The organism is Caenimonas soli (assembly GCF_013155545.1).
Taxonomy (GTDB): domain Bacteria; phylum Pseudomonadota; class Gammaproteobacteria; order Burkholderiales; family Burkholderiaceae_C; genus Ramlibacter; species Ramlibacter soli.
In genome coordinates this window covers 19,980-45,517 of record NZ_JABJVV010000015.1, presented here as the reverse complement: position 1 = coordinate 45,517, position 25,538 = coordinate 19,980, and the positions used below count along the sequence as shown (strand labels likewise).

The window sequence follows — 25,538 nt, the reverse complement described above, 5'->3', positions numbered from 1 at the left end:
TATGAAGATGAACGACATTCCCTTTGCCACTTGCGACTGGACGGCCGTCGAGCCGGTAGAAAAATCCGCCGAAGCCGGACAGGCGTCCTGGCGCACACGGCAATTCGGCGATGTTCGCGTGCGCATGGTCGAATACACCCCCGGCTACGTCTCGGATCACTGGTGCGTCAAAGGCCACGTGCTGCTGTGCCTGAAGGGCGAGCTGCACACCGAACTGGCCGACGGCCGCCGCTTCACGTTGACCCCCGGCATGAGCTACCAGGTCGCGGACAATGCCGAGCCGCATCGCTCCACCTCGCCGCAAGGCGCCACACTATTCATCGTCGACTGACGCCAACCCACCACCTCGGAGAGAACCATGAAACTGAACGATCTGCAAATCACGCAATGGGTGATGGCGCGCCGAGCCGAGAAGATGAATCCCTCGGTCATCCGTGAAATCCTCAAGGTCACCGAGCGGCCCGGCATCATCAGCTTCGCCGGCGGCCTGCCCTCGCCCAAGACCTTCCCGGTCAGCGAGTTCGCCGCGGCCTGCGACAAGGTGCTGCGCGAAGACGGTCCCGCCGCGCTGCAATACGCCGCCAGCGAAGGCTATGCGCCGCTGCGCGAGATGGTCGCTGCCATGCTCCCGTGGAAAGCGGACCCGGCACAAATCCTGATCACCACCGGCTCCCAGCAGGGCCTGGACCTGGTCGCCAAGATCCTGATCGACGCGGGCTCGCGCATCCTGGTCGAAACGCCGACCTACCTGGGCGCCCTGCAGGCCTTCACGCCGATGGAACCCGAGGTGGTGAGCGTGGCCAGCGACGACGAGGGCGTGGACATCGAAGACCTCACCGACAAAGCGCAGGCGGCCCGCTTCCTCTACGTGCTGCCCAACTTCCAGAACCCGACCGGGCGCACCATGAGCGAGCAGCGCCGCGCCGCGCTTTCACGCCGCGCTGCCGAACTGGGCCTGCCCATCGTCGAGGACAACCCCTACGGCGACCTGTGGTTCGACGCGCCTCCGCCGCTGCCCCTGACCGCGCGCAATCCCGAAGGCTGCGTCTATCTCGGCTCTTTCTCCAAGGTGCTGGCACCGGGCCTGCGGTTGGGGTTCATGGTGGCCCCGAAATCGCTGTACCCCAAGCTGCTGCAGGCCAAGCAGGCGGCTGACCTGCACAGCCCCAGCTTCAACCAGCGCATGGTCGCCGAGGTGATGAAGGACGGTTTCCTGGATCGCCACGTGCCCACCATCCGCGCGCTTTACAAGTCGCAACGCGACGCGATGCTGGGCGCGCTACAACGCGAGATGCAAGGCTTGGACGTGCAATGGAACACCCCGGACGGCGGGATGTTCCTGTGGGCCCGCCTGCCCGAAGGCGTCAACGCCATCGAGTTGCTGCCCAAGGCGGTGGACAAGGGCGTTGCCTTCGTACCCGGTGCGGCTTTCTATGCCGGACAGTCGGACCCGCGTGCTTTGCGCCTGTCGTTCGTGACGGCCAGCGCCGAGCAGATCAAGATCGGCATCGCGGCCCTCGCTGCCGCGATTCGCGAACAACTTGGCAAGAGGTGAATCGATGCTCAAGATCTGGGGCCGCATCTCGTCCATCAATGTCCGCAAGGTGGTGCTGGCCGCGCAATGGCTGGGAATCCCGTTCGAGCGCACCGACGCCGGCCATGAGTTCGGCGTCGTCAAGACGCCCGAGTACCTGGCCAAGAACCCCAACGCGCTGGTCCCGTTGATCGAAGACGGCGATTTCCAGCTGTGGGAATCGAACGTCATCGTGCGCTACCTATGCGCCAAGCATTCGCCGGGCGAGCTCTATCCGCAGGACCTCGCCGCGCGCTTCGACGCCGAGCGCTGGATGGACTGGCAGCAGACCACGCTCAATCCGGCGGGACGCAATGCCTTCGTGCATCTGATGCGCACCCCGGCCGAGAAGCGCGATGCGCAACTGGTCGCGCAGTCAGCGGCGGCCACGGAGTCGCTGATGACGCTGCTCGACGACCATCTGCCCCACCGCGCCTTCATGGCGGGCGATGCGTTCACCATGGCCGACATCCCGATCGCCTGCGAACTGCATCGCTGGCGCGGCCTGCCGCTGGAGCGGCCGGCTCGGCCCCATCTCGAGCGCTGGTACCAGGGCATCCTGGCCCAGCCGGCCTCGCGCGGCGTGCTCGATCTCCCTCTTTCCTGAAGGCCTCCCATGCAACAACGCAACTTCAAGCAAGTCGATGTGTTCACAGCGACGCCTTATCGCGGCAATCCGCTGGCCGTGGTGCTGGACGGCTCGGGTGTTTCCGACGAGGAAATGCAGCACTTCGCGCGCTGGACCAATCTGTCCGAGACGACTTTCCTGCTGCCACCCGGCAGCGACACGGCCGATTACCGCGTCCGCATCTTCACGCCCGGCGGCGAATTGCCTTTCGCCGGCCACCCCACGCTGGGCAGTTGCCACGCCTGGCTGGAGGCAGGCGGCAAGCCGCGCGGCCGCGACTTCATCGCGCAGGAGTGCAAGGTCGGCCTCGTCAAGATCCGCCGGGACAATGCGCGCCTGGCCTTTGCCGCCCCGCCTCTCAAGCGCAGCGCGCCCAGCCCCGCCGTATTGGCCCAGGTGGCGGCCGCGCTCGGGTTGAAGGCCAGCCAGGTGATCGCCGCCCAGACGCTGGACAACGGGCCGGCGTGGTTGACGCTGCTGGTCGACAGCCCGCAGACCGTGCTCAAGCTGTCGCCCAACCACCTGGAGCTCAAGAACCTCGGCCACAAGGTGGGTGTTGCCGCCGCGTACTCCGGACATGAGCGGGGCACACCGGATCTGGAAGTGCGGGCGTTCGCCGCGCCGATCGGCATCACCGAAGACCCCGTGACCGGCAGCCTGAATGCCAGCCTGGCGGAGTGGCTGATAGCCGAGGGCCACATGCCCGCGCGCTACCTGGCCGCGCAGGGCACCTGCCTCGATCGCGCCGGTCGTGTGTCGATCGAGCGCGACGACAGCGGGCAGGTCTGGGTCGGCGGGGCCTCGGTCACCTGCATTTCCGGAAGCGTCGCGTTGTGAAGCCAGCCTGCCGCATCGACCACCTGGTGGTGGCGGCACGCACCCTGGATCAAGGTGTGCAGTGGTGCGAGGCCACGCTCGGCGTGACGCCGCGCGCCGGCGGCGAGCATCCGCTGATGGGGACGCACAACCGGCTGCTGCTTATCGCGACGGCTCAGTACCCCCGCGCCTACCTCGAGATCATCGCCATCAACCCGGCTGCACCGGCGCCCGGGCGCCGTCGCTGGTTCGACCTGGACGACCCGGCCCTGCAGCACGCCGTGCAGCAGCAGCCGCGGCTCGTGCATTTCGTAGCGAGCACGGGCGATGCGGGGGCAGGCCTGAGGGCATTGCGCCGGCTGGGCATAGAGCGCGGCCCGCTGGTCCAGGCAGAGCGAGCCACGCCCGAAGGAATGTTGCGCTGGCAGATCAGCGTGCGCCGCGATGGCCAGCGCCTGTTCTATGGCGGCCTGCCCACGCTGATCCAGTGGGGCGACGCGCATCCGGCCGACGCCATGCCCGACGCCGGCCTGGCGCTGCAGTCGTTGCACGTCTGCCATCCGCGGCTTCCCGACCTACAGGCCGCGCACAGCGCCATCGGCCTGCAAGGCGTGGGCGCAGACCAAGGGGCGCCCAACCTCGTCGCCACCCTGGCCACGCCCAAGGGCGCTGTGGTGCTGGAATCCGCAGGCACCTGAGCACGCTTGCGAATTGCTGACACGGCAGCGGCTGGAGAGCCCCTGACCGTCGCACGGGCGACTTCGAGGCGCGGCCACGACGGCCAGAATGACCGCATGGGAACTCTTTATCTGGTTCGGCACGGCCAAGCATCCTTTGGCGCCGACGACTACGACCATCTCAGCGACCTCGGCCATAAGCAGAGCATCCGCCTGGGCGAATACTTCGCGCAAAAAGGCATCCACTTCGACGGCCTGATCGCCGGCACACTGCGCCGGCACAAGCAGACGATGGCGGGCATCCTCCAAGGCATGAAGCGCGAGGGCGAACATTTGTCATGGGAAGGCCTGAACGAGTACGACAGCGATGCCGTGATCGCCACCATCCATCCGCACAAGCTGGAAAAGCCCACCTCGCCCGAGATGTACCGCCATCACTTCCGGCTGCTGCGCGACGGGCTCGCGCAATGGATGGCGGGCGTGGTCAGCCCCAAGGGCATGCCCAGCTACAACGACTTCGTCCATGGCGTGTCGAGCGCGCTCGATCACGTGCGCGCCAATCACTACGGCAAGAACGTGCTGGTCGTCACCAGCGGCGGCCCGATCGCAACGGCCGTGGGCTACGTGCTGGGCACCGGGGCCGACGCCACCATCGAGTTGAACCTGCGCATGCGCAACAGCTCGATCACCGAGTTCGCCTTCACGCCCAAGCGCCACATGCTGGTCAGCTTCAACGCCATTCCCCATCTGGAACACCCGGACTACGCGAAGTGGGTCACCTACTCCTGAGGTGATTGCTAAACTGGCGGAATGAAATCCTCCGCCGACGCCGCATCCCACTGGTGGGTGATCTGCCTGTGCGCCGAATGGTGCGGTGTCTGCCGCGAGTGGCGCGAGGCCTTCACGCAAGCCGCCGCCGCGCACCCCGAGCTGCGCTTTGCCTGGGTCGATGTCGAAGACGAGGCCGATGCGATGGGCGATGTGGACATCGAGACCTTTCCCACGGTGTTGATCGCGCGCGAAGGTGAGCCGCTTTTCTACGGGCCGGTGCTGCCCTCCGGCTCGCAATTCACGCGGCTGATCGCGAGCCTGCAGGACACCCCTGCCAGCGCTGCCGTATCGGTTGAAGCCGCCCCGCTGCTCGAGCGCCTCGCAGCATCGGTGCTACCGAAACGATAGCAACCAATCGTAACTGGGCAAGGCTTAGTCCTACACTGCCCTGCTTTCCTTCCTGACGAGTGTCTTTGCGATATGCACGCTCAATGTGGGCATGGCCGGCACAGTTGCTGGTCATGATTTTTTCCCCACCGTATTTTCAGGAGTTTGATCATGGCACCTAACGATCAGGGCAACCCAACCAAGAAGCAGGGCAGTTCCAATCGAGGCTTTGCCTCGATGGATCCGCAGCGTCAGCGCGAGATCGCCAGTGAAGGCGGTCGTGCCGCCCATGAGAAGGGCACCGCCCATGAGTTCACCTCCGAGGAAGCCCGGGAAGCCGGCCGCAAGGGCGGACAGGCGCGCAGCCAGAGCAACCGCTCGAATCGCGCCAGCAGCGCCGGCGGCAATCGCTGAGCTTGTCCTACAGGTGCGCGGCATCACCGCGCACGCTAGCGCAGGCGGTCGCAACGCAAGCTCCGCAATTCATAAACGGAGACTCTCCATGAATTGCTACCAACGTTTCGGCGCATGCGCCATTGCACTGGCCCTCGCTCCCGCTGCCTGGTCGGCGGGCAACAAGGCCTTGTCGCAAGCGCAGCAGCAATACAAACAGGAACGCGCCCATTGCCTGAGCGGCCAGTCGCATCAGGATCGGGCCACTTGCCTGAAGGAAGCCGGAGCTGCCTACGAGGAAGCTCGGCGCGGCGCACTGGCCGGCGGTAGCGCCTCGGCCAGCTTTTCACAGAACGCCACCGCGCGCTGCGAGGCGCAACCGCCAGCCGACCGCGAAGCCTGTGTCCAGCGCGTGATGGGCGTCGGGTCGACGGAAGGCAGCGTCAAGGGCGGCGGCATCATCCGCCAGACCGAGACCAAGACTCAATAACTCTTGTAGGGCAGGAATTTGCCCGAGAGCACCACACTCACCCGGTCGCCCTTGGGGTCCGGCTCGCGGGTGATGTCCATCGAGAAATCGATGGCGCTCATGATCCCGTCGCCGAACTCCTCGTGGATCAGCTCCTTGATGGTGGTGCCGTACACATTGACGATCTCGTACCAGCGGTAGATCAGCGGATCGCTGGGCACCTGCGTGGGCAGCGACCCCTTGTACGGGACGACCTGGAGCCACTTCTGCTCTTCTTCCGACAGGCCGAAGATCTCCCCCAGCACCTTCGCCTGCTCGTTGTTGAGCGTCATCTGCCCCAGGCAGGCGGCCGTGGTCCATTCCTTGGACAGGCCGACCTTCCTGGCCACGTCGGCCCATTGGATGCCCTTGGACACCTTCGTGGCGATGATCTTCTCGGTGACGTCGTTGCGATTCATGGGTTGGCTCCTTATGGGTTGGATTCGTGGCCGGCAAGGGCCCGGGTGACAAGGAAATCGACGATGTGGTTGCGCAGCTCGTAGTAGCCGGGCAAGTGATGCAGCTCGGCACGCTTGCGCGTCTGGGGCAGGGTGTTGCTCACGACTTCGGCAATGCCGCCCGGTGTGTAGCCAGTGGCGTTTTCGCGCCCGTTGCTCATCAGGAGGATGCGGTCGGCCAGGAGGATGGCTTCGTCCACGTCGTGCGTGATCATGAACACCGTCTGGTGCGTCTGGCGCACGATGCCCATCAGTTCGTCCTGGATCGTGCCGCGGGTGAGCGCGTCGAGAGCGCCGAAGGGCTCGTCCAGCAGGAGCATCTTGGGCTGGATCGCGAAGGCGCGGGCGATGCCCACGCGCTGCTTCATGCCGCCCGACAGCTGCGATGGCTTCTTGTCGAGGGCGGGCGTGAGCCCCACCATCGCGACGAACTTCTCGACATGCTCGGCCACCTGCGCGCGAGTCCAGTCGGGCCAGCGCGACTCGACCGCGAAGGCGATGTTTCTGCGCACCGTCAGCCAGGGCATGAGCGCATGGCTCTGGAACACCACGCCGCGCTCCAGGCTGGGTCCGGCGACCTCGCGGCCGTCCATGAAGACGTGGCCGCCGGAAGCCTGGTCCAGGCCCGCCAGCACATTGAGGATGGTGGTCTTGCCGCAGCCCGAGTGGCCGATGATGCAGACGAACTCGCCCTTGTCCAGGGTGAAGGAGACATCCGCGAAAACCGGTTTACCGGGGACGAAGGATTTGGAAAGACCTTCGATTTTCAGGAAGCCTCGATGTTCGCTCGCGTCACGTGGACCCCGGATCAAGTCCGGGGTGACAGAGAGGCCCGGGACGGCAGTACCCACCTCATTCAACATAGGTCACCCATTTCTGGAACTGCGCGAACGCCAGGTCCAGCAGCATGCCCACGATGCCGATCACCAGGATCGCGAAGATCACATTGGTGAGCGACAGGTTGTTCCACTCATTCCACACGAAGTAGCCGATACCCGTGCCGCCCACCAGCATCTCGGCCGCCACGATCACCAGCCAGGCGATGCCCATGCTGATTCGCATTCCGGTAAGGATGGTGGGCGCAGCGGCCGGCAGGATCACGCGGAAGGCCTTGCGAAGGGGCGTCACCTCCAGCGTGCTGGCGACGTTCAGCCATTCGCGCTTGACCGAGGCCACGCCAAAGGCGGTGTTGATCAGCATGGGCCAGACCGAGCAGATGAAGATCACGAACACGCCCGAGATCGACGAGTCCTTGATGGTGTAGAGCGCCAGCGGCATCCAGGCCAGCGGCGAGATCGGCTTGAGCACCTGGATGAATGGGTCGAAGGCCTTGCGCAGCAGCGGCGACATGCCGATCACGAAGCCCAGGGGAATGGCGACGGCGCAGGCCAGCAAGAAGCCCAGTGCCACACGGCCTAGCGAATGCGCCAGCTGGATGAGGATGCCCTTGTCGTTCGGCCCGTTGTCGTACACCGGGTTGGACAGGTGCTTCCAGAAAGTGGCGGCCATCTGGCCGGGCGTCGGAAAGCCACCGGCCTTCGCCGCCCCGCCCGGGTCCTTGCCCAGCATCTTCTGGTACTCGATCTGCTCGGCCGACAGGCCCGTGGCCGCACCCCCGCCAGCACCGGGCAAGGTGGCGGCGTACCAAGCCCCCAGCAGCGCCAGCAACAGCAGCAGCGACACCAGCGCCGCCCTCGCATTCAGGGACTTGCCCATCGCCTCAGGCCGCCGACTTGCTGATGGCGAAACTCTTGACGTAGTCGTCCGGCTTGGCGGGGTCGAACACCTTGCCCATGATCGTGAACTTGGGATAGGCGCCTTCCGGCGTTTTCTGGCCCAGGTCCTTCATGTGGCGCTTGGCGTCGGTCAAGAGGAAGACCTTTTCGGCGATCTGCTTGTAGTTGACGTCGCCCTTCACATAGCCCCAGCGCTTCATCTGGGTGAGCATCCAGATCGCCATGCTCTGCCAGGGAATCGGGTCGAAGTCGGCGCGGTTCGGCACGGTCTTGATGTTGCCCAGGCCGTCGGCGAACTTGCCGGTGAGCACCTGCGTGAGCACGGTCTCGGGCTGGTTCAGGTACTGGGCCGGCGCGATCACCTTGGCGATCAGCTCACGGTTCTTCGGATCGCGGGCCATGGCGGACGCCGTCAGCACGGCCCGGTAGAGCGCGGCGAAGGTATTCGGATTCTTCTGGATGAACTCGGTGGACGTGCCGAAGGCGCAGCACGGGTGGCCGTCCCACAGGTCCTTGGTCAGGATGTGCAGGAAGCCGATCTCCTCATAGACCGCGCGTTGGTTGAACGGGTCCGGCCCCAGGTAGCCGTCGATGTTGCCGGCGCGCAGGTTGGCCACCATTTCGGGCGGCGGCACCACGCGGATCTGGATGTCGGTGTCGGGATTCAAGCCATGCTCGGCCACGTAGTAGCGCAGCAGGAAGTTGTGCATGCTGTACTCGAACGGCACGGCAAACTTGAAGCCCTTCCACTGCTTGGGATCGCGCCTGTCCTTGTGCTTGTTGGCCAGCGTGATGGCCTGGCCGTTGGTGTTCTGGATGGTGGCCACGTTCATGGGCACCTGGTTGGAGCCCGCGCCCATGGAAATTGCCAGCGGCATCGGCGACAGGAAATGGGTCGCGTCGTATTCCTTGTTGATCATCTTGTCGCGGATCAGCGCCCAGCCCGCCGTCTTGACCACGTCCACGTTCAGGCCCTGCTGCTTGTAGAAGCCCAGGGGGTGCGCCATGATCAAGGGCGTGGCGCAGGTGATCGGGATGAAGCCGATCTTCAGGTCCTTCTTTTCCAGCGGGCCCTTCTCCTGAGCCATGGCCTGCAGCGCGCCCAGCGGCAGCACCGAGGCGATGGCAGCCCGCGCGGTGTTGGCGCCCACGGCGCTGAGGAAGCGGCGGCGCACGCTGTCGACCGGGAACAGTGCCTTGATCAGGCTGGCCTCGAGGTAGTTGTCCGAGTGCGCCTGGGCACTGGCGGCTTGGGCCCGCGCATGTTCACCCGGCGCATGGTCCTGGCCGCAGGCACAGCGCAGCATCAGCGGGCGATCGGCATCGTAAGCGTCGTAGGGTTTGGACATGGCGCACCTTTGGTTGAAGACGCGTCTTCACGTGCAAGGGCTGCGCCTGTTCGGACCGTTGCGGCAGTCACCGCGGGAAATCACTCACCAACGCTCTAGGGCTTGTAGGGCTGCCACTACAAGTCGCGGGTTTTCCCGTGTCTTTCGGCGTACAAAGCCAGCTCCACGTCGTTCTTGGTGCCGGTCTTTTCCAGGATGCGCGCCCTGTAAGTGCTCACGGTATTGGGGGCCAGCTGCAGTTGCGCACCAATTTCGCTCACGCTATGCCCGGAAGTGAGCAGCCGGAAGACCTGGTGCTCGCGGTGCGACAGGGCTTCGGGCCCCGTTTTGGCGCCGGCCCCGCCTACCGCGCTCGCCAGGGCTTCGGCCGTGGCCGGCGTCACGAACACGCCACCGGCGGCCGCCTTGCGCACGGCCGCCACCATATCGTCCGGATCGGCGCTCTTGTTCAAGTAGCCCGCCGCTCCGAGCTTGATGCAGCGCACCGCGTACTGCTTTTCAGGATAGGTGCTGAGCATCAGCACCGGCAGCCGCGGCCAGGCTTTGCGCAGTTCTTGCAGCACTTCCAGGCCGTCGCGCCCGGGCATGGCGATGTCCAGCACCACCACGTCCAGGCCCAGCGTGCCCTGCGCGGCCTGCACCGCATCGAGCACCTCCACCCCGTTGGTGGCCTCCGTGCAAACCTCGATGTCGGGCGCGTCGGCCAGTACCTGCTTCAAGCCCTCGCGCACGATGCGATGATCGTCACCCAGCAGCACGCGGATACGTTTCATCATCGCAGTGGCAGGACCAGCGTGAAAGCGCAGCCATGCCCGACTTCACTCGAGATGGCGATGTGGCCGCCCAGGTGGCGAGCCCGCTCGCGCATGCCCATCACCCCGTAGGCGGTGGGCGCTTCGAAGGCTTCGGCCGAAGCGCCGTTGCCGTTGTCTTCCACCGTGATGCGCAGGCGTTCCGGGTCGGCGGCGATGCGCACGGCGAGGCGGCTGGCCTGCGCGTGGCGGCCCACGTTGCTCAGCATCTCCTGGAAAATGCGGAACACCGCCATGGCAGCCGGCCCCGGTAGTTCCGGGGTTTCGCCGGGCTGCATGTCCCACTCGAGTTCGAGTTCGGCCGTCTCCACGAATTCATGGGCCTGCCACTCCAGCGCGGCCCACAGGCCCTGGTGGTCCAGGATGCTGGGGCGCAGGTCGGTGATGATGCGCCCCACGTTGTCCACGGCACGCTCGATCAGCCGGCTCATGTTCTGGCATTTGCAGCGCATGCGCTCGCGCATTGCCTGCGCCGTTTCGGCGTCGCGCCCCGGCTGCTCCGCCAGGCGCTTGTCCAGCCAGTTGACGTCCATCTTCATCGCCACCAGCAGGCTGCCCAGCTCGTCGTGCACTTCGCGGGCGATGCGGGTGCGCTCTTCCTCGCGCACGGTTTCCGAATACGCAGCCAGCTCGCGCTGCTGGGCCAGCGCCGCCGACAGCTCGCCGGTGCGCTCTGCCACCCTCAGCTCCAACTCGGCCTTGGCCTTGTGCAGCGCGTCGGCCGCGCGCTTGCGCTCGGTGATGTCCACGAAAGTGATCACGGCGCCGCGCACCTGGCCGGAGTCCACGATCGGGTAACTGGAGTACTCCACAGCGAACGCGCTGCGGTCGCGCCGCCAGAACACTTCGCTGTCGATGCGGCAGGGCAAGCCCTGACGGAAGGCGTTGAATATCGGGCAATCGGTGTCGGGGTAGTGGCTGCCGTCGGCGTGGGAGTGGTGCGTCAGGTCGTGCATGTTGTGGCCCAACACCTCGGCAGGCTCGAAGCCCAGCATCCGCGCGCCGGCGCGGTTGATGAACATGCAGTGCCCGTCCAGATCGACGCCGAAGATCCCCTCGCCCGTGGACTCCAGCAGCAGCCCGAGCTGGTTTTGCCACAGGGGCTGCGACGGAGAAAGGCCCGCTGGTGCCAGCAGGTGAAGGGCGTCGGCATGCATGGCACTGGGCCAAGCAATGGCTGTGCCAGAGTGGTGCAGAGGCCTTCAGAGCCCCAGGTCGCTCAACCCCGGGTGGTCATCGGGCCGGCGGCCCAGAGGCCAATGGAACTTGCGCTCTTCCTGGGCGATGGGCAGGTCGTTGATACTGGCAAAGCGCCGGCGCATCAGGCCCTGCTCGTTGAACTCCCAGTTCTCGTTGCCGTAGCTGCGATACCAGTGGCCCGAGTCGTCGTGCCACTCATAGGCGAAGCGCACGGATATGCGCTCGCCGCTACAGGCCCACAGTTCCTTGATCAGGCGATAGTCCAGCTCCCTGGCCCACTTGCGCTGGAGCAACTGGCGCACCTGTTCGCGCCCCACGGGAAATTCGGCCCGGTTGCGCCAGCGTGTGTCCTCGGTGTAGACCTGCACCACCCGGTCCGGGTCGCGGGTGTTCCAGGCGTCTTCGGCCATGCGCACCTTGCGGGCGGCGGTTTCGGGCGTGAAGGGCGGGAGCGGCGGCTTGCTTTCCATGTTGTCCTTGTAAGTAGGGAGCTGCGCTCCCTGCTTGCACGGACTGTGCCGTCTAGCGGCCTACCACTCGCCGACCAGGCGGACCCGCTGGTCGAGATCAGGCGGTACTTCCTGGGGTCGAGGCGCCACGGGCTGGCTGCGCGCCGCCAATTCTGGGGGCGCAGGCTGGCGCAAGAGCTGGGGAGCCGGCGCAGGGGCAGGCTGATTTGGTCGAACCACGACGGCGGCGAATCGCATGGCGGGCTCCTTATCTTGTTTCCAAGTGTAGGAAATCTCGCCAATTTGTGCTGTGATGTAACGCACACCCTCGAACGAAATATGCTTTTCGTGGGCGCCGGGCAACAGGCTGCCCGGCAACTTGGCGTCAGTGAGGCTGCTTGCGGGGTTTACCCGAGGAGCTGCCGCCGCCTGCGGAGCCGCTCGCCTTGGACTGGCTGGAGCGGTCCGGCGAGGCCGGCTCTGAAATCTCGCCCAGCGACTGGGCCACGTCCATCTCTTCGTTGTCGCTCTTGGCGGCGATGTCGCCCAGTGTGATGATGCCCACCAGGTGGTCTTCGCGGTCCACCACGGGCATGCGGCGAATCTGGCTGCGTGCCATTTCGTCCAGCACCTCGTCCACGTCCTCGTCTTCCGTGGCGCAGCGCACGTTGGTGCTCATCACGTCGGCCAGCCTCATGCTCTTGGTGTCGCCCTCTTGCGCCACGCCGCGCACCACGATGTCGCGATCGGTCACCATGCCCACCAGTTTGTCGCCTTCGCACACGGGAATCACACCCACGTTGAGTTCATCCATGGCCTGTGCAGCCAGGAGCACGGTGTCTTGGGGAGACATGCTCCGCACACCGCGGGTCATCACGTCAGCAACTGTTGTCATCTCGCGCTCCTTGGGGATAGTTGCCGGCGGGGCGCCGGCGTTCTCTCGAATCTATCGGCTGGGCACGCTCACGCTGTCGGTGCTCTCGCAAGCTGGCGTAGGACGCAGCCGATGACCCCGGCTGCGCTCAAAGAATCATCTGCGTGCAGCGGAACAGCGCGATGGTCTTGCCGGTGTCGCGATGCTTCACCTCGGCGTCCCAGCCCATCAGCCCGGGCAGATGTCCCGCGCTCATTTGGTTGAACAACGCGGCGTTGCGCTCGGGGTTGTATTGGGACATGGTTGCTTCCTTCGATGCGGCGGACCTACGAAGCGCCCAACTGGTCGGCCAGCGCTATCAAGCTGGCGGCGTGCAAGTCGTTCTCAGCCCGGGGCGACACGTCCTTGGGCTGGTTCGACCCGAGCTCGAGCGGCCGCTCGATGTAAGCGGTGCGCAGGCCACAGGCCCGCGCGCCCGCCAGGTCGTCGTGGTGCGCCGCCACCAGCATCACCTCATTGGGCGCGACGTCGAAGACTTTGGCCACACCCCGATAGGTCGCCGGGTCGGGCTTGTAGGCGCGAAACACCTCGGCGGAGAGGACGCAGTCCCAGGGCAGGCCGGCGCGCTTGGCCATGTTCGCCAGCAAGCCGATGTTGCCGTTGGACAGCGTGCAGATGGTGAAGCGTGACTTCAGCCGGCGAAGGCCCTCGACCGAATCCGGCCAGGGATCTAGGCGATGCCAGACCTTGTTGAGATGTTGTTTCTGCGCTTCGTCGAGCTGGCCAATGCCGAACTGCCGCAGCACCTCGTCCAGGATCATGCGATGCAGGTCGTCGATGAGCGTCCAGCCGAGTTCGCCGGACATCACGCGCTGCATCGCCGGCCGGTAGCCCCGGCGCCAGGCCAGCGCAAACTCGTCACCGCTCACGCCCAGATGCATGGCGTCCACTTCGCGGGAGATGCTCCCGTGCCAATCGACCACGGTCCCGAAAATGTCGAAAGCGAGGATCTTGGGGGCGGGCACGATCACGACGAGGGCCCATCCACCAGCGTGGACAGCGGCAAGGTGCTCAGCTCCTGCAGCAGCAGCGCCAGCTGTTTGCCGGCGGCATCCACAACCGCCTGGCCCTTTTCGGCAGTGGCCGCGGCGGCATTGCCGGCCGCGCCATGGGTGTTGTAGTCCTGCATCTGCCACCCCAGCTTGGCGCTGCTGCCGTTGCCCAGGATCGGGTACTTGGCCGCCCGCTCCTGCGAGGACGACTTGAAATCGCGCGCCTGCGCCATTTGCACGTATTGAGGGCGCAGCGCCAGCATCATCGAGGTTTCGATCTCGCCGGCGTGCACGCCGAAGCGGTGCTCCTGCGCGCTGAACAAGCCGTTCACCGCATCGCCCAGCGGAAGGTTCCACCAGCTGCAGCTATAGACGATGAGCTTGCAGCGCGTGCGCAGCTCGCGCGCCACGACGTCCATCAGGCTGACCTGGCCACCGTGCGAATTGAGGAGCAGCAGCTTCTTCACCCCGGAGCGGGCCACGCATTCGCCCAGCTCGACCCAGGTGGCAACCACGGTCGCCGACGACAAGGTCAGCGTGCCGGCGAAACGCGAGTGCTCGGGGCTGTAGCCTACCTGCTGGGTCGGCAGGAACAGCACCGACGCGGCGGCGGGCAACTGAGGGAGTGCCGCGGCGATCACGCTGTCCACCAGCGTCTGGTCCACCGACAGCGGCAGGTGCGGGCCATGCTGCTCAGTCGCGGCGACGGGCAGCACCGCCACGGTGGTGGCGGGATCCAGCTGCGCGAAGTCGCGGATGGTCAGGTCGGCCCAGAACCGGGAACGGGGCGGAGTGGACGTGGGCATACGCACATCTTAGAGGCAAGGCCAGGCTGGCAGGTAGGTGACTGCGTCGCCGCCCGCCCGCTGGTGTAATCGGTGGCATGCAAGCACCCGACACACCCCCGGAAGGTTCCATCGCCACCGAGCGCCGCGGCACCGTGCTGCTCATCGGCATCAACCGCCCCGCCAAGTACAACGGCTTCACGCCGCCCATGTTCCGCCAGCTGGCCGAGGCCTACACCCTGCTGGACGACGACCCGGCCCTGCGCGTGGGCGTGCTGCACGCCTTCGGCCGCCATTTCACCGCGGGGCTGGACCTGCCGACCATCGCCCCGCTGATGCGGCGCGGCGAGAAGGCCATCCCGCTGGGCCTGGTGGAGCCCACCGACCTGGGCACACCGGAGTACCGGCGCCGCACCAAGCCCATGGTGGTGGCGGTGAAGGGCATCACGTACACGCTGGGCATCGAGCTGATGCTGGCGGCCGACGTGGTGGTGGCGGCGGACGACTGCCGCTTCTCGCAACTGGAGGTGAAGCGCGGGATCATGGCCACCGGCGGCGCCACCCTGCGCATGGCCGAGCGCGCCGGCCTGGGCAACGCGATGCTGCACCTGCTGACGGGCGACGAATTCGGCAGCGCCGAGGCCTTGCGCCTGAACTTCGTGCAGCGGGTGGTGCCGGCCGGGCACGAACTGGACGAGGCGCTACGGATCGCCGAGAAGATCGCCGCGCAAGCGCCGCTGGCGGTGGTGGCCACGCGGCTGAACGCCCTCAAGGCCGTCGAGGAAGGCCCGCTGGCCGCGATGCAGGAGTTCGTGGCGACGCAGCAGCAGCTGGCCAACAGCGACGACGCCCGGGAAGGCGTGCTGTCGTTCATCGAAAGGCGGCCGCCGCGATTCAGCGGCCATTGAGCCCAGTCAGGCAATGGGTCTGCCCAGGGGCCTGGCAAAACTCAGTTCATGGCCATCGGGGTCGGTGATGTGGAAATATCGCTCGCCCCAGCTGGCGTCGCGCGGGGCGGTATCCGGTCTCAGGCCTTTTGCGATCGCCTCCTGGTACAGGGCATCGACATCGGACACGTAGAAGATCGTCCGGCCCCACCAGGACCACTCCCGCTCGCTGCCCTCGGTGGTCAGGTTCAGGCAGGCATTGCCGGCACTCAGGCTGCTGAACTCCGCGGCATCGCCGCCGTACCGCAACGGGAAGCCCAATGCCAGGTAGAACCGCAGCGCACGAGCCATGTCGTGCGTGGCCAACGTCACGGCGCTGATCGCGTCGATCGTCACGCCGCGCTCAAACGGTGGGCTTGATGTTCTGATTGACGCCAAACAGGTTTGTCGGGTCGTACTTGTTTTTCAGTTCGACCAGCCGGTTGAAATTTTCGCCGTAGGCATCGCGCACCCGGTCGCCTTCCTCCTGCGTCATGAAGTTCACGTACACGCTTCCGGTGGCAAACGGCTCGCAAGCCTTCCAGAGGCTGCGCGCCCAGGCGATGCAGGCGTCGTCCTTGGCCGGATCGGCCCAGCGGCCATGCACGTTCATCACGTACTTGCCATCGCGATGGTTGTAGGCCGTGGCGCCGCGCGGCACGCGGGTGACAGCACCGCCGAGCTGGGCGCAGGCGATCTCGGTCTGCGGATCGGGGATGCGCCGCGCATGCTCCATCATCACCTCGATCAGGCCATCGCTCGTGTCCTTGAAGTCGTGCGACTTCCAGTAGTTGCGCGCGCCCGGCGTCAGCAGCGGATCGAGCACGGTCTGCCAGGCGGTGTAGGGCATGGGCCCGATGATGTCGGCGATGGGGCGGCCGAACTCGCGCAGCGGCTTGGCGATACGCTCGCCTTCGGCAATATCGCCGTTGTAGCAAACCGCCAGAGCCAGGATTTCCTTGCCGTGCCACTCGGGCGGCAGGAACGGCAGCGGCGGCGCCTGCCGCATCACGAACCAGCAGACGAATTCGTCGGGCACCTTCTCGATGAAATCGCGGTGGAAGCGCATCACCTCCTTGGCATCGTCCAGCGGATGCACGATGAGCCCGGCCAGGACCGTCGGCCCGACCGCATGCAACTTGAACTCGAATGAGGTCACCACGCCGAAGTTGCCGCCGCCACCGCGAATGCCCCAGAACAGGTCCGCGTTTTCCTTCTCGCTCGCCCGCACGAGCTCGCCATTGGCCGTGACCACGTCGGCCGAAATCAGGTTGTCGATCGTCAGGCCCAGGGCGCGGCTCAGCCACCCGAAGCCGCCCCCCAGCGTCAGCCCGGCCACACCGGTGGTCGAGTTGATGCCCAGCGGCGTGGCCAGCCCGAAGGCTTGCGCCTCGCGGTCGAAATCGGATAGCGTGGCGCCGGGCTCGACGCGCGCGGTGCGGCCCTTGGTGTCCACCCACACCGACTTCATGAGCGACAAATCGATCAGCAGGCCGCCATCGCACACCGCATTGCCCGCGATGTTGTGGCCGCCGCCGCGCACCGCGATCAGCAAATCGTTGTCACGGGCGAAGCGCACCGAGCGCACCACATCCGCGGCGCCCAGGCATCGCACGGTGAGCGCCGGCTTTCGATCGATCATGGCGTTCCAGATCGTTCGCGCCTGTTCGTAGTCCTCCGAGCCGGGGCTGGCAATGCGGCCGCGCAATCCCTGCTGAAACGCCGCTATCGCCTCGTCGCTGAATTTTGCGACGGAGTTGGAGCGCGACCGTACTTGCAACTCGGCCATGATGATTCCTTTTCAAAGGGAAAAATCCAGACTAGGCGACGAGATGCACGCTGTCAAATGTGATGACAGCTCGGCCTCAGTGAGACGACAACGCGTGGCGCACGGCCTTCACGATGTGGGCCGCATCGACCCCAAAGAAGTCGCGCAGCACCGCGCGAGTGTCGCTGCGGCCGAAGCCGTCGGTGCCTAGCGTGAGGAAGCTTCGACCGTCGGGCAGGAAGGCTCGAACGGATTCGGCCACGGCGCGCACATAGTCCGTCGCGGCGACGATCGGGCCGGCGCCTTTGCCCAGCAATTCGCCAATGTAAGGCGCGATGTGCGCCTCGCCGCGCAGCGCGCGCTGCTCGCAGCCGACGCCATTGCGCGAGAGCTCGCTCCAGCTCGTGACACTGATCACTTCGCACGCAATGCGTTCAGCGGCCAGCTGCTGCGCCGCCTTGATGACCTCGGTGAGGATGGCGCCTGAGCCCATCAGCGTGGCCTGGGGCTCGCCTTCGCCATAAGTGCCAAACCGGTAGGCCCCGCGAATCACGCCCTCCTCCACATCCGCAGGCAGATCCGGCTGGGCGTAGTTCTCGTTCATCAGCGTGACGTAATAGAACACGTCCTGCTGCTCGACCAGCATCTCCCGCATGCCGCGATCGATGATCACGGCCATCTCGCCGGCGAACGCCGGGTCGTAGGCCTTGCAATTGGGGATGGTCGCGGCCACCAGATGGCTTGAGCCGTCCTGGTGCTGCAGGCCCTCGCCGCCCAGCGTGGTGCGGCCGGAGGTGGCGCCCAGCAGGAAGCCGCGCGAGCGCTGGTCGGCGGCGGCCCAGATCGCGTCGCCCACGCGCTGGAAGCCGAACATCGAGTAATAGATATAGAAGGGCAGCATGGGAACGCCGTGCACGCTGTAGCTGGTGGCCGCCGCCGTCCAGCTGGCGATGGCGCCGGCCTCGCTGATGCCCTCTTCCAGGATCTGGCCGTCCAGCGCCTCGCGGTACGACAGCACTGAGCCGATGTCCTCCGGCTCATAGCGCTGGCCCACGCTGGAATAGATGCCCACCTGCTTGAACAGGTTGGCCATGCCGAAGGTGCGCGCCTCGTCCGCCACGATGGGCACGATGCGCGGACCCAGCTCCTTGTCTTTCAGCAGGTTGCCCAACAGCCGCACGAAAGCCATCGTCGTAGACATCTCCTTGCCGGCCGCATCGGTGGCGAAGGCCGCATACGAAGCGAGTGCAGGCACGGGTACCGCCTGCGAGGTGGATTGCCTTTTGGGCAGGTAGCCTCCGAGCTTCGCGCGCTGAGCATGCAGGTATTGCATCTCGGCGCTGTCTTCCGCCGGTTTGAAGAATTCGAGGTTGGTCGCCTGCTCGTCGGAGAGCGGCAGATTGAAGCGGTTGCGAAATTCGATCAGCGCCGCGCCGTCCAGCTTCTTCTGGCTGTGCGTGGTCATCTTGCCCTGGCCGGCCGCGCCCATGCCGTAGCCCTTCTTGGTGTGGGCCAGGATCACCGTGGGACCGCCGCTGTATTTGGCGGCCGCGGTGTAGGCGGCGTGGATCTTCACCAGGTCGTGGCCGCCGCGCTTCAGGCGGTCGATCTGCTCGTCGGTCATACCCTGGGCCAAGCGCTTGAGTTCCTCGTTCTGGCCGAAGAAGTTGTCGCGGTTGAAGCGGCCATCCTTGGCGGCGAAGGTCTGCATCTGGCCGTCCACGGTATTGGCGAAGGCGCGGGCCAGGGCGCCGGTGGTGTCGCGGGCAAACAGGCCGTCCCAGTCGCTGCCCCAGACCAGCTTGATCACGTTCCAACCGGCGCCGCGGAACAGCTTTTCCAGCTCGTCGATGATGCGGCCGTTGCCGCGCACCGGGCCATCGAGCCGCTGCAGGTTGCAGTTGACCACCCAGACCAGGTTGTCCAGCTTTTCGCGCGAAGCCAGCGTGAGCGCGCTCATGCTCTCGGGCTCGTCCATCTCGCCGTCGCCGAACACGCCCCACACCTTGCGGCCTTCGCAGTCAAGCAGGTTGCGGTGCGTGAGGTAGCGCATGAAGCGCGCGTGATAGATCGAGCTGATGGGGCCTATGCCCATCGAGCCGGTGGGGAACTGCCAGAAATCGGGCATGAGCCAGGGGTGCGGGTAGCTGGAGAGGCCGCGCGCGCCGTCGCGTGGCGCCGTGATCTCCTGCCGGTAGTGCGCCAGATCAGCTTCCGTCAACCGGCCTTCCAAATAAGCACGCGCATAAACCCCCGGCGCGCTGTGCGGCTGGAAGAACACCAAGTCGCCGCCCTGCTGTTCGTTACGGGCCTGGAAGAAATGATTGAAGCCCACCTCGAAGAGATCGGCCGCGCTGGCGTAACTGGCGATGTGGCCGCCCAGCTCGCCATAGGCCGCGTTGGCGCGCGCCACCATGGCCAGCGCGTTCCAGCGCATGAGAGAACCCAGGCGCTCCTCGATGGCCAGGTCACCGGGAAAGGCGGGCTGCTGGTCCACCGCGATCGAGTTGACATAGGGCGTCACCAGCTCGGGCGACCAGGCGATGTGCGGGCCGCGCGCCAGGGCCGCGATCTCGTCCAGGATGAAGCGGGCCCGCGCCGGTCCGTGCGTCGCCACCAGCGACAGCAGCGCCTCGCGCCATTCGGCGGTTTCCACCGGGTCGATGTCGCCGCTGTCGTTGGCCAGGAAACGGGTGAGGCTGTGGTCGGTCATATCGAAACTCCAATGCTCCCACTGTAGGCAAAAAGCAGCGGAACAGGGTTTCGGAAAATATGCCATTAGCCAGACTCATCAGCATAAAATGCCTTGAATCCACAGTTTTGAAGCTTTTTATGCACCTGGATAGCGTGGATCTGAGAATCCTGGCCGAACTTCAGCAAGACAGCTCGCTCACCAACGTGGAGCTGGCCAAACGCGTTCACCTCTCGCCCTCGCCCTGCCTCACGCGGGTGAAGGCGCTGGAGGCGAATGGCGTGATCGACCGCTATGTGGCGCTGGCCAACCCCAAGGCGCTGGGCTTGGGACTGAACGTGTTCATCAACATCAGCCTGAAGGAACAAGCCAGGGAATCGCTGGCCGAATTCGAGCGCCGCATCGCCGAGCACGACGAGGTGATGGAGTGCTACCTGATGACCGGCGACAGCGACTACCTGATAAGAGTGGCCGTGGCCGACATCGGAGCGCTGGAGAAATTCATCTTGAACCAGCTGACGCCGATTCCGGGGATCGAAAAGATCAGGAGTAGTTTTGCGTTGAAGCAGGTGAGGTACAAGACGGCGCTGCCGTTGCCGGCGACCCGATAGTGCAATGCTGCACAATGCGCCCGTGAAAACGGCCAACGGCAAGAACGACGCACTGATCAGCTCGCGCGACGCACTCGCGATGCTGGGCGTCAAGCCGCAGACTCTGTACGCCTACGTAAGCCGGGGACTGATCCGCGTTGCTCCGTCGTCGGCGGACGGGGCGCGGATGTACTTCCGCCGCGATGTCGAAGCCGTCACCGCCAAGGGCCGCAGCACGCGCGCCGCCACCAGTGCCGCGGAACGCAGCTTGAGCTGGGGCGGTGCCACGGTGATGCACACCGCGATCACCTTCGTGGGTCCGGGCGGTCCGGTCTACCGCGGCCAGCCCGCCTTGGACTTGGCGCGCGCCGGCCGCACCTTCGAGGAATGCGCGGAGCTCCTGTGGAACGGCGCGCTGCCCAAAGAAGTGCCGATGTGGTCGGCGCCGGCGGTGCCCCAGGCCTTCACTTCTTATGCGCGTGTGATCTGTGACGTGGCGCCGAACAACACCTCGCGCCACCTGCTCGCCTTGGTCGCCAACGCTTACATCGCGACCGTGGAACGCGACGGCCCCGGCGAGCCGGGCCGGCATGAGCGCGAAGCCCGTCAGCTGATCCAGGTGCTGGCGTCAGCCTTTGGCCTGTTGCGCCCCAAACCGCGGCTGGTGCCGCCTGCGGCGCCGGACTCGATCGCCACGCTGGTCGCCAAGAGCAGCGGCATCACCGCAAGCAGTCCTGTAATCGCTGCGCTGAATGCTTGCCTGGTGATCACCGCCGACCACGAGTTGACGCCGTCCACTTTCGTGGCGCGGATCGCGGCCTCTGCCGGTGCCGACTCCATGTCCTGCATCACCAGTGCACTGGCCTCCTTCGAGGGCCAGCAGAACGGCCTGGGCTGCGACGAATGCGAGCAGGCTCTGCTCGGGGCAGGCTCGCGCAAGGCTTACCTGGCCACCATTGCGAGGAGCCTGGCCGAGCGCAGGCCGGTCGCCGGCTACAACCACTTCGTCTACCCGAATGGCGATCCGCGCGGCGAATACCTGCTGGAGATTGCCTCCGCGCTGGCTGGCAATCGGGCCGACACCGCCTGGATGGTTGCCTGGATCGCGACGGCCCGCGAACAGCTTGGTGTGCGGCCCACCGTGGTCGCCGGGCTGGTCGCGGTGTGCGCGGCGCTGGGCATGCCGCGCCGCAGCGCCGGCGCCCTGATGGCGCTCAGCCGCACGGCAGGCTGGCTGGCCCACTCCGCTGAACAGCGCTTGAGCGGGGTGTCGGTGCGGCCCCGCGCGCGCTACATCGGCGTCAGCGCGCCTGAGCGCTGAACGCCCCCCGGCCCGCCTCAGGAGTGCGCAGCCGCATTCCAGCTGCGCAGGCTCTCCATACCGGCTACGCGCGCGGCCCACTTCTTCTGCGCAGCGGGGTTCTTGCAATGGAGCGGCGGCAAACCCGCCAGCACGCGGCGGATGTTTTCCACCGCCGCGGCGCGCAACGAATCGACGTTCTCCTTGGTGTAGCCCACCGCGTGCGGCGTCAGGATCACGTTGTCCAGTCTGCGCAGCGGGCTGTCCATGGGCAGCGGCTCGAGGGCAAAGGTATCCAGCGCAGCGCCGGCGATGCGGCGCTCCTGCAGCACGCGCACCAGCGCCGGCTCGTCGATGGCGTCGCCGCGGGCAACGTTGACCAGGTAGGCCGAGCGCTTCATCAGGCCCAGCGTGCGTTCGTTGACCAGCTGGCGGTTGCTTGGCGTCACGGCGATGCAGATGCACACCAGGTCGGACCGCGCCATGACTTCGTCCAGGCTGGCCAACTGCACCCCGGCGGGGACGCTGTCCGGGTCCGCGTGCGGGCTGTACGCCAGCACCTTGACGTCGAAGGGCTGCAGCAGGCGGGCTACCGAGCGGCCGATGTTGCCCAGCCCCAGGATGCCGATGGTCTTGCCGCGCAGCGTGCGGGCATGCACCTGGTCGGGTGCCGGCCGGGGCCGGTTCTCGCGCAGGTGCTGCTCGGTGGTCCGCAAGCCGTAGAACAGGTTCAGCATGAACATCACGGCGGCCTCGGCCATGCCGATGTAGTTCTCTGGCGTGGAGCCGTTGCCCACCAGGATGCCGAGCTCGCCCGCGGCGGCGAGGTCCACCGTCTCCACCCCGATGGTCGGGTTGACCACGGCGCGCAGACTCGGTGCGCACGCCGCCAGCATCTCGCCGGTGCACAACGAGCGCGAGCTGAACATGGCGACGTCGGCCTGCAGCAGCCGCTCCATGTACGAAGGCGGCAGCACGCTTGGCTTGTCGCCGGGCTTGCTGGAAGGGCCGCGCAGGACGTCCACGCCGTTGCGTTCGAGGTCTTCCACGATGCCGTCGAACAGCGGTTCCAGCATGTGGTCGTGCACGGCGAACACGCGGGGCGTGCGTCCGGCGGAGGCGGAGTTGGACAAGAGGGTCATCCGGTTACTTGAGGCGGCCGGTCTGCACGTAGAACGTGCGTTCGGCGCGGGCCAGCCGCTCGAGTTCGGCGGTGACCTTGGCCGGAGTGTCCAGGCCAGGATCCTGGATTCCCCCCTGCTTTTCCAGCTCGGCGATCAGCTGAGGGTCCTTCATCACCTCGTTGAACGACGCGACGAGCCAGGCCCTGCGATCCGCGGGGATGCCCTTCGGCGCGACCACGTAGCGCCACATCACCCAGTTGATGTCGTCGGTGTTGAACACCGAATTGAAGGTGGGCACGCCGGGCACCGCGGCAACAGGCTTCTGGCTGGCGACGGCGATCGGCCTCACCTTGTCGCCCAGCCCCTTCACTTCGCCCAGAAAACCGAACGAGATGTCGATGTGATCGCCCATCAGCGCGGCGATCGAAGGCTTGCCGCCGTTGAACGGCACCTTGTTCAGGCTGACCGAAGCCTTCTGCTCGACCTGCTCCGCCAGCATCTCCAGCAAGGTGGCGGCAACGGTGCCGACTTTCACACCCCCCCGATCCTTCTTCGCCTCCTTCACGATCTCGGCCAGCGGCTGGTTCTTGAACCGTCCGGTGGACGAGGTAAACCACAGCACGGGTTCGTAGTTGATGAAGGCCAGGTTGTCGGCGTCCCGGTACGACCACTTGTTCTCGGCGCGCAGCAGCGAGTCGCCGATGATGATGTTGTTGCCCACGCCGACCGCATAGCCGTCCGCCGGCGCCTGCGTGACCACCCAGCGGTGGAACACCAAGCCTCCCGCTCCCGTGCGGTTGTTGATGATGATGTTCTCGCCGGTGTATTCCTGGAACTTGTGGGCCACGAGGCGGGCCACGACGTCCATGCCGCCGCCGGCGGCGAAGCCGACGCTCAGTTCGATGGGACGGGTGGGATAGTCGGCGGGCTTCATCGCCTTCAGCCGGGCCTTGACTTCAGGGCTCTGCGCGCAGGCGGCGGCCGCGGCGAGGCCGAGGAGCGTCGCAACGAGGATCTGCTTAACTTGTCTCATGAGGTGTCCTTGGATTGTTGGCTATTGCGGGTCGGCTGGGCTTCAGGCGGCAACCGCGGGAAACCACTTGCTGGAAAGCACCGGCGTAACCTGCCGGTTCTCGGTCGAGTTGGCGGGCAGCGGCTCGCCGTCGAGGCGGATGCGGGCGAAGATGTCCGATCCTGCCTCGGCGCATCCCACGCGCAGCATCACCAGCGGCACCTCCCCGCTGGAGATGAAGCGGTAGAACGTGCCCGCCGGCAGCACTACGCCGTCATACGGGTCGGCGATCTTGAGTTCGCCGCGCGGTCCGTAAAAAGAGGCCTGGCCCTGCAGCACCACGAAGACGTGGTCTTCGTGCGGATGCGCGTGGATCTCGTTCTCGCCGCCTTCCGCGTACGACTTCAGGATGACCGTCATCCGCTCGGTGGCGGCGATGGGCACGTCGCTGCGGCCGGCGGCCGGGAGTTGCGTGCGCAGCTTGAAAAACGAGGGCACGCCAGGGCGAATGCTTTCCTTGAGTGCTTGCAGGATTTCCTCTGGGGCGAGGAGGGGTTTGATGTCGGCCATGGTGTCTCCGTAATGGGGGTGGGTGTCGCCGGATCGCCGTGTGGGTCCGGTGCTCACTGCCGATCGTAGGGGGTACGTTGATTTTGTCTAGATTGATCGTCAATCAACGTCTGGTCGTGCGAGGCCTTCTGATGCGCGCTTAGCGCCCCGCACCGCTCATCGGAGGGCGTGCTCATCGGCTGCGAAGCACCGTCCGACATGCAAGGCGGAAAAGGCGAGCGGATTGCGGCTTCGCCGACCAAAGTCATTTCATCCTGCGCTTCAATTGCGCGACGGCCGCTACACCGGCGCAATGGCTAAAGCAGATGCGCAGCTAGCTGAGCGCGCGCGCTCAGCCGCCCATCACTTCGCCGCAAAGCAATAGAACAACCCCAACCCGCCCACCCGCTGCAGCGACGGCATGTCGCAGCCCGGTGTGATGTGCGAGGAATTCCACGACACACTGGCCGCTGGGTCGGGGCTGGTGCCGGCGCGGTTGTGGTGGCCCACCATGGCGCCGCCTGTGCTGCTGCTGGTCCAGTTGCTGCAGGTCGCATCGGGGCCGGCCGGCATGGCGGTGCCGTCCGGTTGCGATCCGGTCATGATGTCGTGGGCGTTCACGGGGTCGGGCCGCGCGGGCACGACCTCGCCCTTCTCGGTGAGCGCGGTTTCCTTGTTGATGTTGTTGGTGCCGTGCAGCTCGGCCAGGTTGCGCGCGATGACCACGCCTTTGGCATTGGTCCACGGCCCTTTGCCGATCCGATCACGCGCATTCACGACGGGCGCGCCGCCCACCGCTTGTGTGCTGAGGTAGGCGCGCCAGTTGCGGCCGCCCACGCCGGCTGCAGCGGCGAGTTTTTCGCAGGTCGCATCGGCGCCGGACAGGCCGCCAAGATTGCCGCTTTGCGCGGGATTGGTGCTGGTGATGAAGAAGGTCGTGGGCGGGCCGCTCATCGTGGCACAGCCTGCGAACACAGCCGCGGCGATGCCGCCGGCCACCACGATGCGCGAACTTGTTCTTAGCTTCATGGGATGTCCTTGTCGTTGGGGAGCCTGCTGCGGCCATTATGGGTACGCCGTTCGACGGCGATGCCCGGGGAATCCCCATG

Annotated in this window: 30 protein-coding genes; 12 read left to right on the top strand and 18 right to left on the bottom strand. The window is 66.0% G+C overall.

Going from position 1 to position 25,538, the window contains the following annotated elements; all coding sequences use genetic code 11:
* Window position 1 precedes the first annotated feature (1 nt).
* The 9 genes from HNE04_RS21105 to HNE04_RS21065 all read left to right on the top strand — a co-directional run bounded on the left by HNE04_RS21105 (window position 2) and on the right by HNE04_RS21065 (window position 5,735).
* On the top strand, window positions 2-331 hold the full coding sequence (locus HNE04_RS21105) for a DHCW motif cupin fold protein (RefSeq protein ID WP_172223684.1): 330 nt from the start codon (window positions 2-4) through the stop codon (window positions 329-331).
* Window positions 332-358: 27 nt separating this feature from the next.
* On the top strand, window positions 359-1,555 hold the full coding sequence (locus tag HNE04_RS21100) for an aminotransferase-like domain-containing protein (protein WP_172223682.1): 1,197 nt from the start codon (window positions 359-361) through the stop codon (window positions 1,553-1,555).
* A 4-nt stretch (window positions 1,556-1,559) separates the two neighbouring features.
* On the top strand, window positions 1,560-2,180 hold the full coding sequence (locus HNE04_RS21095) for a glutathione S-transferase family protein (RefSeq protein ID WP_172223679.1): 621 nt from the start codon (window positions 1,560-1,562) through the stop codon (window positions 2,178-2,180).
* Window positions 2,181-2,189: 9 nt separating this feature from the next.
* Window positions 2,190-3,038, top strand: coding sequence for a PhzF family phenazine biosynthesis protein (locus tag HNE04_RS21090; protein WP_172223677.1), 849 nt, complete (start codon window positions 2,190-2,192; stop codon window positions 3,036-3,038).
* On the top strand, window positions 3,035-3,715 hold the full coding sequence (locus tag HNE04_RS21085; protein WP_172223674.1) for a VOC family protein: 681 nt from the start codon (window positions 3,035-3,037) through the stop codon (window positions 3,713-3,715). Before HNE04_RS21090 ends, HNE04_RS21085 begins: the two co-directional genes overlap by 4 nt.
* Before the next feature lie 96 nt (window positions 3,716-3,811).
* Window positions 3,812-4,483 (top strand): histidine phosphatase family protein, encoded by a 672-nt coding sequence (locus tag HNE04_RS21080; protein ID WP_172223671.1) that lies wholly within the window; start codon window positions 3,812-3,814, stop codon window positions 4,481-4,483.
* 21 nt (window positions 4,484-4,504) lie between these two features.
* On the top strand, window positions 4,505-4,873 hold the full coding sequence (locus HNE04_RS21075) for a thioredoxin family protein (protein WP_172223670.1): 369 nt from the start codon (window positions 4,505-4,507) through the stop codon (window positions 4,871-4,873).
* Window positions 4,874-5,023: 150 nt separating this feature from the next.
* The gene (locus HNE04_RS21070; protein ID WP_172223667.1) at window positions 5,024-5,266 is read left to right on the top strand and encodes a KGG domain-containing protein; all 243 of its coding nucleotides are present in this window, start codon (window positions 5,024-5,026) and stop codon (window positions 5,264-5,266) included.
* 88 nt (window positions 5,267-5,354) lie between these two features.
* The gene (locus HNE04_RS21065) at window positions 5,355-5,735 is read left to right on the top strand and encodes a hypothetical protein (protein ID WP_172223666.1); all 381 of its coding nucleotides are present in this window, start codon (window positions 5,355-5,357) and stop codon (window positions 5,733-5,735) included.
* Here HNE04_RS21065 and cynS read toward each other — a convergent pair.
* The 11 genes from cynS to HNE04_RS21010 all read right to left on the bottom strand — a co-directional run bounded on the left by cynS (window position 5,729) and on the right by HNE04_RS21010 (window position 14,489).
* A complete protein-coding gene (cynS, locus tag HNE04_RS21060) occupies window positions 5,729-6,172 on the bottom strand; it encodes a cyanase (protein WP_172223663.1) in 444 nt (147 codons plus the stop codon). The genes HNE04_RS21065 and cynS overlap by 7 nt on opposite strands.
* 11 nt (window positions 6,173-6,183) lie before the next feature.
* A complete protein-coding gene (locus HNE04_RS21055) occupies window positions 6,184-7,062 on the bottom strand; it encodes an ABC transporter ATP-binding protein (RefSeq protein WP_407926615.1) in 879 nt (292 codons plus the stop codon).
* A gap of 1 nt (window position 7,063) precedes the next feature.
* Window positions 7,064-7,927 carry a nitrate ABC transporter permease gene (gene ntrB, locus HNE04_RS21050; RefSeq protein WP_172223658.1) on the bottom strand — a complete coding sequence of 288 codons (864 nt, stop codon included), beginning with the start codon at window positions 7,925-7,927 and terminating at the stop codon, window positions 7,064-7,066.
* A 4-nt stretch (window positions 7,928-7,931) separates the two neighbouring features.
* Complete coding sequence (locus HNE04_RS21045; RefSeq protein WP_172223655.1) at window positions 7,932-9,296, bottom strand: CmpA/NrtA family ABC transporter substrate-binding protein; 1,365 nt, start codon at window positions 9,294-9,296, stop codon at window positions 7,932-7,934.
* A 116-nt stretch (window positions 9,297-9,412) separates the two neighbouring features.
* Window positions 9,413-10,072, bottom strand: a complete 660-nt coding sequence (locus HNE04_RS21040) for a response regulator (RefSeq protein ID WP_172223653.1) — start codon at window positions 10,070-10,072, stop codon at window positions 9,413-9,415.
* The gene (locus tag HNE04_RS21035; protein WP_172223651.1) at window positions 10,069-11,265 is read right to left on the bottom strand and encodes a sensor histidine kinase; all 1,197 of its coding nucleotides are present in this window, start codon (window positions 11,263-11,265) and stop codon (window positions 10,069-10,071) included. The genes HNE04_RS21040 and HNE04_RS21035 overlap by 4 nt, the downstream gene beginning before the upstream one ends.
* Before the next feature lie 45 nt (window positions 11,266-11,310).
* Window positions 11,311-11,778 carry a nuclear transport factor 2 family protein gene (locus HNE04_RS21030; RefSeq protein WP_172223648.1) on the bottom strand — a complete coding sequence of 156 codons (468 nt, stop codon included), beginning with the start codon at window positions 11,776-11,778 and terminating at the stop codon, window positions 11,311-11,313.
* 364 nt (window positions 11,779-12,142) lie between these two features.
* Window positions 12,143-12,652 (bottom strand): CBS domain-containing protein, encoded by a 510-nt coding sequence (locus HNE04_RS21025; RefSeq protein WP_172223646.1) that lies wholly within the window; start codon window positions 12,650-12,652, stop codon window positions 12,143-12,145.
* 127 nt (window positions 12,653-12,779) lie between these two features.
* On the bottom strand, window positions 12,780-12,932 hold the full coding sequence (locus tag HNE04_RS27885; protein ID WP_207717667.1) for a hypothetical protein: 153 nt from the start codon (window positions 12,930-12,932) through the stop codon (window positions 12,780-12,782).
* A gap of 25 nt (window positions 12,933-12,957) precedes the next feature.
* Complete coding sequence (locus HNE04_RS21015) at window positions 12,958-13,662, bottom strand: haloacid dehalogenase type II (RefSeq protein WP_172223643.1); 705 nt, start codon at window positions 13,660-13,662, stop codon at window positions 12,958-12,960.
* Window positions 13,659-14,489, bottom strand: a complete 831-nt coding sequence (locus HNE04_RS21010; protein ID WP_172223641.1) for a creatininase family protein — start codon at window positions 14,487-14,489, stop codon at window positions 13,659-13,661. Before HNE04_RS21010 ends, HNE04_RS21015 begins: the two co-directional genes overlap by 4 nt.
* 77 nt (window positions 14,490-14,566) lie before the next feature.
* Here HNE04_RS21010 and HNE04_RS21005 point away from each other — a divergent pair, with 77 nt between their 5' ends.
* Window positions 14,567-15,376: a crotonase/enoyl-CoA hydratase family protein gene (locus tag HNE04_RS21005; protein WP_172223638.1), complete on the top strand. Its 810-nt coding sequence runs from the start codon at window positions 14,567-14,569 to the stop codon at window positions 15,374-15,376.
* A gap of 6 nt (window positions 15,377-15,382) precedes the next feature.
* Here HNE04_RS21005 and HNE04_RS21000 read toward each other — a convergent pair whose 3' ends face one another.
* The 3 genes from HNE04_RS21000 to mdeB all read right to left on the bottom strand — a co-directional run bounded on the left by HNE04_RS21000 (window position 15,383) and on the right by mdeB (window position 19,875).
* On the bottom strand, window positions 15,383-15,706 hold the full coding sequence (locus tag HNE04_RS21000; RefSeq protein ID WP_207717675.1) for a VOC family protein: 324 nt from the start codon (window positions 15,704-15,706) through the stop codon (window positions 15,383-15,385).
* A 52-nt stretch (window positions 15,707-15,758) separates the two neighbouring features.
* Window positions 15,759-17,183 (bottom strand): FAD-binding oxidoreductase, encoded by a 1,425-nt coding sequence (locus tag HNE04_RS20995; protein WP_172223633.1) that lies wholly within the window; start codon window positions 17,181-17,183, stop codon window positions 15,759-15,761.
* Between the two features lie 76 nt (window positions 17,184-17,259).
* The gene (gene mdeB, locus HNE04_RS20990) at window positions 17,260-19,875 is read right to left on the bottom strand and encodes an alpha-ketoglutarate dehydrogenase (protein WP_172223631.1); all 2,616 of its coding nucleotides are present in this window, start codon (window positions 19,873-19,875) and stop codon (window positions 17,260-17,262) included.
* Window positions 19,876-19,994: 119 nt separating this feature from the next.
* Between mdeB and HNE04_RS20985 the strand changes: the two genes are divergently transcribed.
* Window positions 19,995-20,465: an Lrp/AsnC family transcriptional regulator gene (locus tag HNE04_RS20985; RefSeq protein ID WP_172223628.1), complete on the top strand. Its 471-nt coding sequence runs from the start codon at window positions 19,995-19,997 to the stop codon at window positions 20,463-20,465.
* Window positions 20,466-20,487: 22 nt separating this feature from the next.
* Window positions 20,488-21,765 carry a citrate/2-methylcitrate synthase gene (locus HNE04_RS20980; RefSeq protein WP_172223625.1) on the top strand — a complete coding sequence of 426 codons (1,278 nt, stop codon included), beginning with the start codon at window positions 20,488-20,490 and terminating at the stop codon, window positions 21,763-21,765.
* Window positions 21,766-21,782: 17 nt separating this feature from the next.
* Here HNE04_RS20980 and HNE04_RS20975 read toward each other — a convergent pair whose 3' ends face one another.
* The 4 genes from HNE04_RS20975 to HNE04_RS20960 form a co-directional block, all read right to left on the bottom strand.
* Window positions 21,783-22,886, bottom strand: a complete 1,104-nt coding sequence (locus HNE04_RS20975; protein ID WP_172223622.1) for a 2-hydroxyacid dehydrogenase — start codon at window positions 22,884-22,886, stop codon at window positions 21,783-21,785.
* 4 nt (window positions 22,887-22,890) lie between these two features.
* On the bottom strand, window positions 22,891-23,901 hold the full coding sequence (locus HNE04_RS20970) for a Bug family tripartite tricarboxylate transporter substrate binding protein (RefSeq protein WP_172223620.1): 1,011 nt from the start codon (window positions 23,899-23,901) through the stop codon (window positions 22,891-22,893).
* A 42-nt stretch (window positions 23,902-23,943) separates the two neighbouring features.
* Entirely contained in the window at window positions 23,944-24,450 is a 507-nt protein-coding gene (locus tag HNE04_RS20965) for a cupin domain-containing protein (RefSeq protein ID WP_172223617.1), read from the bottom strand.
* 342 nt (window positions 24,451-24,792) lie between these two features.
* Window positions 24,793-25,458 carry a hypothetical protein gene (locus HNE04_RS20960; RefSeq protein WP_172223615.1) on the bottom strand — a complete coding sequence of 222 codons (666 nt, stop codon included), beginning with the start codon at window positions 25,456-25,458 and terminating at the stop codon, window positions 24,793-24,795.
* Between the last annotated feature and the right edge of the window lie 80 nt (window positions 25,459-25,538).

Bases quoted from the DNA above. Each gene is read 5' to 3' on its own strand.
- HNE04_RS21010 (WP_172223641.1), bottom strand. From the start codon at position 14,489: ATGCCCACGTCCACTCCGCCCCGTTCCCGGTTCTGGGCCGACCTGACC.
- HNE04_RS21095 (WP_172223679.1), top strand. From the start codon at position 1,560: ATGCTCAAGATCTGGGGCCGCATCTCGTCCATCAATGTCCGCAAGGTG.
- HNE04_RS21000 (WP_207717675.1), bottom strand. From the start codon at position 15,706: ATGGCTCGTGCGCTGCGGTTCTACCTGGCATTGGGCTTCCCGTTGCGG.
- mdeB (WP_172223631.1), bottom strand. From the start codon at position 19,875: ATGACCGACCACAGCCTCACCCGTTTCCTGGCCAACGACAGCGGCGAC.
- HNE04_RS21040 (WP_172223653.1), bottom strand. From the start codon at position 10,072: ATGATGAAACGTATCCGCGTGCTGCTGGGTGACGATCATCGCATCGTG.
- HNE04_RS21035 (WP_172223651.1), bottom strand. From the start codon at position 11,265: ATGCATGCCGACGCCCTTCACCTGCTGGCACCAGCGGGCCTTTCTCCG.
- HNE04_RS21025 (WP_172223646.1), bottom strand. From the start codon at position 12,652: ATGACAACAGTTGCTGACGTGATGACCCGCGGTGTGCGGAGCATGTCT.
- ntrB (WP_172223658.1), bottom strand. From the start codon at position 7,927: ATGGGCAAGTCCCTGAATGCGAGGGCGGCGCTGGTGTCGCTGCTGCTG.
- HNE04_RS21090 (WP_172223677.1), top strand. From the start codon at position 2,190: ATGCAACAACGCAACTTCAAGCAAGTCGATGTGTTCACAGCGACGCCT.
- HNE04_RS21070 (WP_172223667.1), top strand. From the start codon at position 5,024: ATGGCACCTAACGATCAGGGCAACCCAACCAAGAAGCAGGGCAGTTCC.
- HNE04_RS21065 (WP_172223666.1), top strand. From the start codon at position 5,355: ATGAATTGCTACCAACGTTTCGGCGCATGCGCCATTGCACTGGCCCTC.
- HNE04_RS20970 (WP_172223620.1), bottom strand. From the start codon at position 23,901: ATGAGACAAGTTAAGCAGATCCTCGTTGCGACGCTCCTCGGCCTCGCC.
- HNE04_RS20995 (WP_172223633.1), bottom strand. From the start codon at position 17,183: ATGGCCGAGTTGCAAGTACGGTCGCGCTCCAACTCCGTCGCAAAATTC.
- HNE04_RS20975 (WP_172223622.1), bottom strand. From the start codon at position 22,886: ATGACCCTCTTGTCCAACTCCGCCTCCGCCGGACGCACGCCCCGCGTG.
- HNE04_RS27885 (WP_207717667.1), bottom strand. From the start codon at position 12,932: ATGTCCCAATACAACCCCGAGCGCAACGCCGCGTTGTTCAACCAAATG.
- HNE04_RS21005 (WP_172223638.1), top strand. From the start codon at position 14,567: ATGCAAGCACCCGACACACCCCCGGAAGGTTCCATCGCCACCGAGCGC.
- cynS (WP_172223663.1), bottom strand. From the start codon at position 6,172: ATGAATCGCAACGACGTCACCGAGAAGATCATCGCCACGAAGGTGTCC.
- HNE04_RS20985 (WP_172223628.1), top strand. From the start codon at position 19,995: ATGCACCTGGATAGCGTGGATCTGAGAATCCTGGCCGAACTTCAGCAA.
- HNE04_RS20960 (WP_172223615.1), bottom strand. From the start codon at position 25,458: ATGAAGCTAAGAACAAGTTCGCGCATCGTGGTGGCCGGCGGCATCGCC.
- HNE04_RS20965 (WP_172223617.1), bottom strand. From the start codon at position 24,450: ATGGCCGACATCAAACCCCTCCTCGCCCCAGAGGAAATCCTGCAAGCA.
- HNE04_RS21075 (WP_172223670.1), top strand. From the start codon at position 4,505: ATGAAATCCTCCGCCGACGCCGCATCCCACTGGTGGGTGATCTGCCTG.
- HNE04_RS21080 (WP_172223671.1), top strand. From the start codon at position 3,812: ATGGGAACTCTTTATCTGGTTCGGCACGGCCAAGCATCCTTTGGCGCC.
- HNE04_RS21100 (WP_172223682.1), top strand. From the start codon at position 359: ATGAAACTGAACGATCTGCAAATCACGCAATGGGTGATGGCGCGCCGA.
- HNE04_RS21105 (WP_172223684.1), top strand. From the start codon at position 2: ATGAAGATGAACGACATTCCCTTTGCCACTTGCGACTGGACGGCCGTC.
- HNE04_RS21030 (WP_172223648.1), bottom strand. From the start codon at position 11,778: ATGGAAAGCAAGCCGCCGCTCCCGCCCTTCACGCCCGAAACCGCCGCC.
- HNE04_RS21045 (WP_172223655.1), bottom strand. From the start codon at position 9,296: ATGTCCAAACCCTACGACGCTTACGATGCCGATCGCCCGCTGATGCTG.